This window comes from Longimicrobium sp., assembly GCF_036280135.1.
Lineage (GTDB): Bacteria > Gemmatimonadota > Gemmatimonadetes > Longimicrobiales > Longimicrobiaceae > Longimicrobium.
Genome location: NZ_DASURI010000885.1, coordinates 1 through 10351 on the forward strand (window position 1 = coordinate 1; position 10351 = coordinate 10351).

Sequence of the window (10351 nt, forward strand, 5' to 3'; positions counted from 1 at the left end):
CGTGGTGGGCACGGACCTTACCGTGGGCGGCAACTCCAAGGTCATCGACAAGTCCACCCTGTGCAGCGACACGGTGGGCGCGGGCGCCGTGCTGCACGCGCAGGGCGCGGACGTGCGCGAGAGCGGCAGCGGCGACATCCAGGGCGCCGTGCGCGCCAGCAACAAGTCGGGACAGGACTTCATCAACCAGATCCTGGACAACCGCAGCCTCGAGGACTTCGCCAACCTGGCCAACATCAAGTTCGGCCCCATGTTCGGCACGACGTCGTTCCCCAACAACGCGCGCCCGTCGTGGAACGCCTCCGACACGCTGTTCCGCTGGGGGTGCCCGCTCAGCGTGGGCGTGGACTGCTCCGGGGCCGGCTCGGCCACCACCTTTTACCCCGTCATTGCCATCGACGCGAACGGGGGCGTGGTGGACCTGCAGGGCCAGCACGGGCAGGGCATCCTCATCGTCCTGAACGGGAGCCTGCAGATCACGGGCAACTTCCGGTTCAAGGGGATCATGCTCATCGACGGCTACATCGACATGAGCGGCACGGGCGGGCAAACGGGGTCCAAGATCGAGGGCTCCGTGGTGGCGTTCGGCAACAACACCAACCAGCGCAGCCGCGTGGACGAAAGCGAGACCATGGGCAATGCCGTGATCTCGTACAACCGCTGCGAGGTCAATGCCGCGCAGGAGGCTTACAACCGGATGGCCCGCGACAAACCCGTCTACGGGGCGCCCACGACGACGTTTGCGTGGTACGAGGTGGTACGGTAATGTGGCATGGCGCGCGGCCGTTCTTGACGGCCGCGCCGGCCCGCACTATCGTGTGCGCATCCTCCCGTAACATCCACGTTTAACCCTTTCCGCACTGCTTCAGTTTTGCGGTGCAGATCCCCGGGACCCTTTTGCCCAGGCCCATGGTTTCGTTCCTGCGCCGCAACAAGAGCACGGTGGGGCTCGACATCGGCAGCGGCTTCGTCAAGGTCGCCGTCGTGGACCACTCCGGCGCCGAGCCCGAGCTGGTGCACGTGTCGCACACGCCGCTCATCGCCGACGCCATCGTGGAGGGCGAGGTCATGGACCCGCAGATCGTCGTGGAGACGATCCGCTCGCTCATGGACTCGTCCGGCATCAAGATCAAGAAGCTCGTGGCCTCCGTGGGCGGCCGCGACGTCATGGTCAAGAAGATCCAGATGGACCGGATGAAGGAGGCCGACGCGCGCGAGGTCATCCGCTGGGAGGCCGAGCAGTACGTTCCCTTCGACATGGAGAACGTGCAGCTGGACTTCCAGATCCTGGACCCGCTGGACGACGGGCTGCAGATGAACGTGCTCCTGGTGGCCGCCAAGCGCGACGTGGTGGACCAGAAGGTGGGTCTGCTGCGCGATGCGGGGCTGCAGCCGGCGACCATCGACGTGGACTCGTTCGCCCTCCACAACGCCTTCGAGTACAACTACCCCGACGCCATGGAGGGAGTGGTGGCCCTGGTGAACGTGGGCCACGAGATCACCACGGTGAACGTGCTGCAGGACGGGGCCCTGGTGCTCACCCGCGACGTGCCCTTTGGCTCGCGGCGGCTGCGCGAGGACCTGCGCCGCATGCACGGCCTTACGGTGGAGGAGGCCGATGCCGTGCTGCAGGGCCGCTCCGAGCGCGCGGGCGAGTTCGAGGAGCTGCTGCGGGGTGGGGCCGAGGACCTGGCCGTGGGGGTGGAGCGGGCCGTGGCCTTCCTGGGCGGCGGCGACGGGGTGACGGCGCCCGGGCGCGTGTACGTGTGCGGCGGCGGCGCCCGCATTCCCGGGCTGGTGGACGTGGTGGCGGCGCGGCTGCGCGCCCGCACGGAGGTGGCCACGCCCCTGCAGCGCCTCAAGGCGCGCCCCGGCGTAACGTCGTTCTTTGCCGTGGACGAGCTGGCCCCCATGCTGATGCTGTCGGTGGGCCTGGCCCTGCGCCAGGCCGCCTGAAGGCCCCGAAACGGAACCCGACCTTGATCGAGATCAACCTGCTTCCCAGCGGCGCCACGCGCCGCCCCGCCGCGCCCGGCCGCAAGCCGGGCGGGGGCGGCGGCCCGTCGCTCCCCGGCCTGGGCGCCGACCCGCGGGTGGCCGCCCTGGCCGGCGTGGGCGTGCTGCTGCTGCTGGGCGGCGGCTACTGGTGGTGGAGCTCCGGGCAAACGCGCGACGACCTGGCGGCCCAGGTGGAGGCCGCCCAGGCCGACTCCGTGCGGCTGGAGCGCACCATCGCCCTCATGAAGACGCTGGACACCCGCCGCGACACCATCGATCAGAAGATGGACGTGATCCGCGAGGTGGACACGCGCCGCTACGTGTGGCCGCACCTGATGGACGAGGTGAGCCGCGCCACCCCGCCGTACATGTGGCTCACCAAGCTGGCCGCCGTGGAGGACGAGGACGCCCCGGCGCCGGCCCCCGCGGCCGCCGCGGCCCCCGCCGACACGGCCAAGGCCCGCGCCGACAGCGTGGCTGCGGCGGCCGCCGCGGCGCACCCGTCGGGGCCCGTGTTCAACATCGAGGGGCACGCGGGGGCCACCGAGGCGCTCACCCGGTTCATGAAGAACCTGGAGAGCTCGCCCATGATCCGCGACGTGTCGCTGGTCACCAGCCAGCAGGAGCCGGTGCAGGGGCGCTCCGTGCTCAAGTTCACCCTGGAGGCGCGGTGGGAAGAGCCCGATTCGGCCTTCATCGAGACCATCCCCCTCATCACGGTGAATTGAGATGGCGCTTCCCCCCCTGGAAGGCCCGCAGCGCAAGCAGCTGCTGTACGGCGCCGTGGTGCTGGCGCTGGCGGCCTTCGGCTTCTACGACCAGATCTACACCAAGCGCAGCACGGAGATCGGCGAGCTGGAGACGCGGCTGGAAAGCCTGAACACGGTCAACACCCGCAGCCGGTCCATCACCCAGGGCGCCCGGGGCGAGGTGGACCAGCAGCTGGCCCTGTACCGGCAGCAGCTGGAGGTGGCCGAGGGGCTCATCCCCAGCGCCGAGGAGCTGCCCAACCTGCTGGACGCCATCTCGGCCGAGGCCACGCGCACGGGGGTGGAGCTCACCCTTATCCAGCCCGTGGGCGCCACCGAGGAGACGTACTACACGCGCCGCGTGTACGACCTGGCCGTGGTGGGCCAGTACCACCAGATCGGCGAGTTCCTGTCGCGGGTGGCCTCGCTGCCGCGCATCGTGACGCCCACGAACCTGCAGATCGCCCCCCGCGCCACGCCGGCCCAGGCCGCCGCGGCGCAGCCGGGGACGACGACGGCGGGCCCGATGCCGCTCGAAGCCCGTTTTTCGATCGAGACGTACGTGATTCCCAGCACCCCCATCGACGACGATGCGAGCGCCTGAGCGCATTCTGCTGCACGCCGCCGCGGCGCTGGTCCTGACGGCCCCCCTGTGGGCCCAGGCCGCCGCCCCGGCCGCCCCGGCCCCGGCGGGCACGGTCCCGGCCGCGGCCGCCGGCGGCGCCGTGCTTCCCGAGACGGACGTGTACCGCCGCGAGGTGTTCCGCTACCAGACGGGCGGCCGCCCCGACCCCTTCCGCCCCCTGCTGGACGGCGAGGACATGGGGGTGCGCGCGCAGGACCTGCAGCTGGTGGGCATCATCCACAGCTCCAACCCGCGCGCGTCCGTGGCCGTGTTCACCTTGCCCAACGACGACCAGCGGGTGCGCCTGCGCGTGGGGCAGCGGCTGGGCGCCGTGACCGTGGTGTCCATCCAGCCCCGCCGGGTGGACCTGCGCGAGGAGGCCCTGGGGGTGAGCCGCACGTACACCCTGGAGCTGCAGCGCACCCGCCGCCCCGTGGCCACGCAGGGCGACGCCCTGCAGGACGCCCCCGCGTCCGCGCCCGTGCAGGGCCCGGCCGACCGCGCCCGCCAGGCGCAGCCCGGACAGACGCCCACCCGCCCGTGACCCCCAGAACCCGAGCCATGAGGCCCACGATGATGGTGCGCAACGCGATGCTCGCGCTGCTGCTGCTCCCGGCCCTGCTGGCCGCGTCCCCCGCGCCGCCGGTGGCCGACGGGAGCGTGGCCGCCCTGCGCCTGGAGGCGCGCGGCGGCCGCACGGAGCTCACGGTCGAGGTGGCCGGCGGCGACGTGCGCTGGACGGACTTCAGCCTGGCGGGCCCGCCGCGCGTGGTGGTGGACATCGCCCAGGCGCGGCTGGACCTGCCGGCCCGCCGCTACGACGGCCTGGACCGCGGCGGCGTGCGCGGCGTGCGCACCAGCCAGCACGACGAGAGCACCGTGCGCGTGGTGCTGGACCTGGACCGCGAGACGGGCTACCGGGTGGAGCGCGTGGCCGACGGCCTGCGCATCTCCCTGGAGAGCGGCGCGTCGGCCTTTCAGCCGTGGACGAGCGGGGGCAGCGCCCTGGCGCAGCGCCCGGCGTCGTCCGCGCCCGCCACGCGGCCGGCCCCGCAGCAGACCAGCCAGGCGCGCCGCATCACGGTGAGCTTCGAGAACACCGAGATGCGCGACGTGCTGGCCACCTTCGGCGAGTTCAGCGGCCGCTCCATCATCGCCGGCACGGACGTGTCGGGGGTGGTGGTCGACGGCGTGAGCTTCACCAACCAGCCCTGGGACGTGGCCCTGCGCACCCTGCTGCAGGCGTACGGCCTGGCGGCCGAGGAGCTGCCGGGCGGCATCATCCGCGTGGACCGCATCGAGGCGCTCGCCTCGCGGGCCGCGGCCGAGCCCCTGGTGACGCAGGCGTTCCGCATCAACTACGTCCCCGCGGGGTCGCTGGCAACGACCTTTGGCTCCATGAAGTCGGAGCGCGGCAGCATCGTGGCCGACACGAGCACCAACACCCTCATCGTCACGGACGTGAACCGGGTGGTGCGCGACGTGGAGACCCTCATCGGCCAGCTGGACGTGCCCGTGGCGCAGGTGGCCATCGAGGCCAAGATCATCTTCGTGGACCGCACGCAGCTGGAGGCCCTGGGCATTCGCTACGACCTCAAGGACTTCCAGGGCAACAGCTTCGGCAGCGTGGTGGAGAGCCCCGTGTACGACCCCGCGACGGGGCGGCCCACGGGGGCGAGCACGGAAGACAACACCTTCGTCCTGGGCGGGCCCTCCATCGGCGCCGTGGGCAACGCGGCGGCCGAGGTGGAGGACGCCACCCTGGACGTGGCCGTGAGCCTGCTGCTGGCCAACCGCTTCTCGCTCATCGCGCTCATCAGCGCGCTGCAGAGCACGCAGATCGCGGACGTGCAGGCCATGCCGCAGATCACCACCCTGGACAACAAGACGGCGCGCATCTTCGTGGGCGAGGAGATCACCTTCCTCACGGCGTCGGCGGCCGGCGGAACGGGCGGCGCGGTCACGCTGCAGCCCGTGCAGGTGGAGGCGGGGATCGAGCTGGAGGTCACGCCGCACATCACGGCCGACGGCCGCGTGCGCCTGGCGCTCCGGGCCGAGAACTCCAACCCCACGCAGACGGACAACAACCTGCTGAACGTGTCGCGCCAGCAGGCCGAGAACGAGGTGCTGGTGGCCGACGGCGAGACGGTGGTGATCGGCGGCCTGACGGTAACGCGCCTGAACGAGACGCGCAGCGGCATCCCGTTCCTCATGGACCTGCCGCTGCTGGGCGGGCTGTTCCGCACCACCAACCGTGAAGAGACCAAGCAGGACCTGCTCATCCTGGTGACGCCGCACATCGTGCGGCAGCCCAACTGAGCCGTCCCGCCCACGAAATACCCCCCGAGAGGTACCCGATGAACCTGATCCGCGGCAGGGCCGCCGTCCTGGCGGCCCTGGTGGCCACCACCCTCCTGGCGGCCTGCGACAACTCCGGAAACCCGTTTCGCCCCGAGCCGGGCGAGAACGGCGGCCCCGGCGGGGAGACGCCCGCCGCCACGGCGGACTCCGTGGCTCCCACGGTGAGCATCATGCTCCCCAACGCCACCACCCGCACCATCGCGGTGGGTGACTCGCTGTTCGTGCAGACGCGGGTGCAGGACGCCGGCGTGCTGGACTCGGTGGTCATCGAGGGCTTTTCCGTGCGGGGCGACCCCAACCTGGGGACGGCCCGCCGGGTGGACCGCTGGGACACCAAGACGGTGGCGCTCTTCGGCGCGGGGCGCGCCGTGAAGGACACCACCCTCAACCGCTTCCTCTACGCCACCAGCGACACGCTCTCCGAGGGGGACGTGTTCGTGGTGGTGACGGCCGTGGATACCACGGGCAACGCGGCGGCCGACACCTTCCAGGTGGCCATCGGCGGACCCAAGGTGAGCGTGCTGCAGGAGGTCCCGGGCGACGAGCCCAAGGGCGGCTCGCAGCTCACGCTGAAGGTGTCGGCGGCGGACCCGCGCGACCTGCTCAACTCCGTGACGATCTCCGGCTCGGGGGCGTTCACCTTTCAGCGGGTGCTCTCGTTCACCCCCGCGCGGGCGGCGCTGGACACCACGCTCGTCATCCCCATCCCGCAGGCGGCCGTGGGGACGCTCAACGTCACCAGCTCGGCCGTGTCGGGGAGCAACCAGACGGGGACGTCGGTGCCGCTGGCCATCACCGTGCGGCCGGCGGAGCAGGACGTGACGGCGCCGCGGGTGACGTTCCAGACCACCATCCCGCAGCGGGTGGAGCAGACGGACACGTTCTCCGTGGCCGTCTCCGGCGCGGACGAAACGCGCGTGGACAGCGTGGGCGTGACGGTGCTGGCCATCCGCCGCCGCGGCACCCTGGCCGACACGCTGCGGGTGTACGTGGGCCGCGGCGCCGTGACGGGCGGCACCTTCCGCTTTGGCTACGAGGCGCTGGGGCTGAGCACCGTGGACACGTCCACGGTGGACCTGGAGGTGACGGCGTGGGCCAAGGACCCCGCGGGCAACTGCGGCGCGGCCACCACGCCCAACTCGCCGCAGCAGCTGCCGTGCGCGGGCGGGCCGCAGGGCTCGCGCCTGTCGGCGGGCCCGGGCCGGCTGGTGCAGGTGTACGTGGCCCGCGGCCGCACGCTGGACCGTCCCAACGGCACGGACGTGATCGCGGACCTGGTGGCCGACAACAACTTCGTCTACCTGTCCAACTTTACCCGCAACCGGGTGGAGGTGCTGCCCCTGGGCGGGTCGGCGTACGGCACGCCCGTGCGGGTGGGCTCGGCGCCGTGGGGCCTGGCCGTGGGCCGCTTTGGCGACTCGCTGTACGTGGCCAACAGCGGCGGCACCAACATCTCGGTGATCCCCCTGGGCGGGGCGGTGCTGCAGGAGGCGGAGAACCGCCGCCTGTTCCCCCGCAACGAGCGGCTGTTCGGCGTGGTCTTCAGCCCCACGGGCGAGGTGACGACGGTCACGCTGCACGACTACAGCGACCGGCCCCAGTTCCTGGGCCAGGCCAGCAACGGCCTGCTGGTGTACAGCACGCGTCCCACGCCCTCGGCCGAGGACGGCACGGTGCGCATCTTTGACCCCGCCAAGCAGCGGTCGGAGATCTTCATCGGCTACGTGGACCGGCACACGCCCGGCCGCGCGGTGGTGGTGAACGCCGACTCGGCGTTCCACGTGGCGCCCGACCTGCTGATGGTGTGCCCCCGCCGGCGCTTTGGCGACACCACGGACCCGTCGTGCTACACGGACGACATCTACTCCGTGGCCGACAGCATGACGCGGCTGCGGGCAGCGCCTGCCAACGCGTCGGGCGGCAGGTACGACGTGCGGGTGGACATCGGCGCGTTCATCGACGAGGTGGGCCTGTCGGATACCACGTTCGTGGCCACGAGCACGGACCGCCGCTTCGTGGCGGTGGGCGAGGGCGTGCGCGAGAACGCGCGCATTCCCATGTTCGAGGCGCTGGGCGACTCGCTGGTGCTGCGCGGCGACATCCGCGACCTCATCAGCAACTCGGCGGAGCGGGTGATCGGCCTGGGCATCAACCGCGACGGCTCGCTGGGCGTGGCGCGGGGCGGTCAGGCGTACTTCTTCACGAGCACGCTGCGCCTGCAGGGCACCATGGAAAGCGGCGCCCCCACGGGCGGCGTGGCCATGCACCCGCAGAACCAGAACTACCCCACGTCGCAGACCAACCGCCTGGCGTTCGTCTCGGGCATCGAGAACGGGCGGCCGTACATCGACGTGCTGGACGCGTTCTACTTTACCCCCGTGCGGCGCATCTTCCTGCGCGACCCGGTGGTGGGGGCCCTGGTGGTGGCGCCGCGCGCCGCCAGCGACCCGGCGAACGTGAACCTGCGCCTGTACGCGCTCACCTCCACGGGCGTGCTGGGCATCACCATCACCAACCAGGACCTGCTCCCCTGAGCACGGGCTGGATGACGGTCGGCGACGGATGGCCGATCGGTGACGGTGGATGGATGACGGTCGATGGATGAGCGAGGGGCCCGGCGCGACGCCGGGCCCCTCGCTTTCGTCGGGGCGGGTTCTGCAGATGAGGGAAAGCGTCTACCGCGGGCGAGGGGCCCCCTCCCCCCGCCCCCTGCCCCCGCTGTCGCGGGGGAGGGGGAGAACTGCGGGTTCGGCGCGCGGGCGGGACCTTCGCGCGGAACATCCACTTTCGCACTTTCGCACTCCCGCACTTTCGCACTTTCCTCCCCCGGGCTTTCGCATTTTCGCACCGCGCCGCTATCTTCCGCCCATGCCGACCTTCCGCTTTACGACCGCGGGCGAGTCGCACGGCCCCGCGCTGGTGGCGGTCGTGGAGGGACTTCCCGCCGGCCTGCCCGTTCAATCGGACGAGATCGACCGCGAGCTGCGCCGCCGACAGGGCGGATACGGCCGCGGCGGACGCATGCGCATCGAGAGCGACCGCGCCGAGCTGCTGTCGGGCGTGCGCCACGGCCAGGCGCTCGGATCGCCCGTCACGCTCATGGTGCGCAACCGCGACTGGGCCAACTGGACGGACGCCATGTCCCCCACGCCGCACGAGGCCCAGGACGACGACGAGGCCATGCGCCGCGTCTTCTTTCCGCGCCCCGGCCACGCGGACCTCGTGGGCGCGCTCAAGTACGACCGCACGGACGCGCGTGACATCCTGGAGCGGGCCAGCGCGCGCGAAACGACCATGCGCGTGGCGGCCGGCGCCCTGGCGAAGCAGCTCCTGGCGCAGCTGGGGATCACCATCGGCAGCCACGTCGTCTCCATCGGCGGGATCGTGGCGGAGGTTCCGGCGGCGCTGCCGGAGGACCTGAACGCGGCGTCGGACCCGTCGCCCGTGCGGTGCCTGGACGCGGACGCCGAGGGGCGGATGATCGACGCCATCGACGCGGCCAAACGTGACGGAGACACGCTGGGCGGCGTCGTGGAGGTGGTGGCGCGCGGCGTTCCCGCCGGGCTGGGCTCGCACGTGTCGTGGGACCGCAAGCTGGACGGCCGCCTGGCGCAGGCGCTGATGTCCATCCAGGCCATCAAGGGCGTGGAGATCGGCCTGGGGTTCGAGGCGGCCATGCGCCCCGGCAGCCGCGTGCACGACGCGATCACGCGCGACGACGCCCTGGCGCGGGGCGGGGGATTCGGGCGGGTGGGGAACTACGCGGGCGGGCTGGAGGGCGGCATCACCACGGGGCTGCCCCTCGTCTGCCGCGCGGCCATGAAGCCCATCTCCACGCTCATGACGCCGCTGGGCACCGTGGACCTGCGCACGGGCGAACCGGCGGAGGCCGTCCGCGAGCGCTCCGACGTCTGCGCCGTGCCGGCCGCCGGTGTCGTCGCCGAGGCGATGGTGGCCATGGTGCTGGCCGGCGCCGTGCTGGAGAAGTTCGGCGGGGACTCGATGACGGAGCTGCGCCGGTCGTTCGACGCGTACCTGGAGCAGATCCGCGCCCGCGGCGCCTTCGCCCCGGCCTGACGCCTCGGGCGCGAAGCGCAAAACGCGTCTCGTGATCCTGCCATGGCTGTCATTCTGAGGAAGGCGCGTCGTGATCCGTCCCGTGACGGATGCGCCGACCGAAGAATCTGGTCGCGCCGCGCACGGCACCGGCCCGTGCACGAGCCCCACGGCTGGGACGGGGCGCACGGGCGAGATCCTGCCGGGCTGCAACCCGATTCTTCGGTCGGCCGGCGCCGGACGCATCGGGGCAGGGACGGAACCAGACGGCGCCGGCCTCGCTCAGAATGACAGCGAGGGCCGATATTCGCGCGACGCAGGGGAGCCGGATTCGTGACTGAAGCGGGGGATCCCATCGACCGCATCGTCCTGGTGGGGATGATGTGCTCGGGGAAGTCGGCGGTGGGGGCGGCGCTGGCCCAGGCGCTGGGCTGGGACCACGTGGACCTGGACCGCGAGATCGAACGGCACGCCGGGCGCGCCATCCGCGACATCTTCGCCACCGACGGCGAGGCCGCGTTCCGCCGCATGGAGGCCGAGGCCACGGGGCGCATCGCCCGGC

Annotated in this window: 9 protein-coding genes; all 9 read left to right on the forward strand. The window is 72.0% G+C overall.

The features are described from left to right. A partial coding sequence (locus tag VFZ20_RS28535) for a hypothetical protein (RefSeq protein WP_329687369.1) occupies positions 1–766 on the forward strand: 766 nt, incomplete at its 5' end. Positions 767–909: 143 nt separating this feature from the next. After that, positions 910–1956 carry a type IV pilus assembly protein PilM gene (pilM, locus tag VFZ20_RS28540; protein WP_329687370.1) on the forward strand — a complete coding sequence of 349 codons (1047 nt, stop codon included), beginning with the start codon at positions 910–912 and terminating at the stop codon, positions 1954–1956. A 23-nt stretch (positions 1957–1979) separates the two neighbouring features. Next, on the forward strand, positions 1980–2726 hold the full coding sequence (locus tag VFZ20_RS28545) for a PilN domain-containing protein (protein ID WP_329687371.1): 747 nt from the start codon (positions 1980–1982) through the stop codon (positions 2724–2726). 1 nt (position 2727) lies between these two features. Then, complete coding sequence (locus VFZ20_RS28550) at positions 2728–3351, forward strand: type 4a pilus biogenesis protein PilO (protein ID WP_329687372.1); 624 nt, start codon at positions 2728–2730, stop codon at positions 3349–3351. Beyond that, a complete protein-coding gene (locus VFZ20_RS28555; RefSeq protein ID WP_329687373.1) occupies positions 3338–3916 on the forward strand; it encodes a hypothetical protein in 579 nt (192 codons plus the stop codon). Before VFZ20_RS28550 ends, VFZ20_RS28555 begins: the two co-directional genes overlap by 14 nt. A gap of 17 nt (positions 3917–3933) precedes the next feature. Further along, positions 3934–5691 carry an AMIN domain-containing protein gene (locus tag VFZ20_RS28560; RefSeq protein WP_329687374.1) on the forward strand — a complete coding sequence of 586 codons (1758 nt, stop codon included), beginning with the start codon at positions 3934–3936 and terminating at the stop codon, positions 5689–5691. Positions 5692–5729: 38 nt separating this feature from the next. Further along, positions 5730–8267 carry a hypothetical protein gene (locus VFZ20_RS28565; RefSeq protein WP_329687375.1) on the forward strand — a complete coding sequence of 846 codons (2538 nt, stop codon included), beginning with the start codon at positions 5730–5732 and terminating at the stop codon, positions 8265–8267. 334 nt (positions 8268–8601) lie between these two features. Then, positions 8602–9810: a chorismate synthase gene (gene aroC / locus VFZ20_RS28570; RefSeq protein WP_329687376.1), complete on the forward strand. Its 1209-nt coding sequence runs from the start codon at positions 8602–8604 to the stop codon at positions 9808–9810. 312 nt (positions 9811–10122) lie between these two features. Beyond that, the coding region (locus VFZ20_RS28575; RefSeq protein WP_329687377.1) for a shikimate kinase at positions 10123–10351 on the forward strand (229 nt) is incomplete at its 3' end.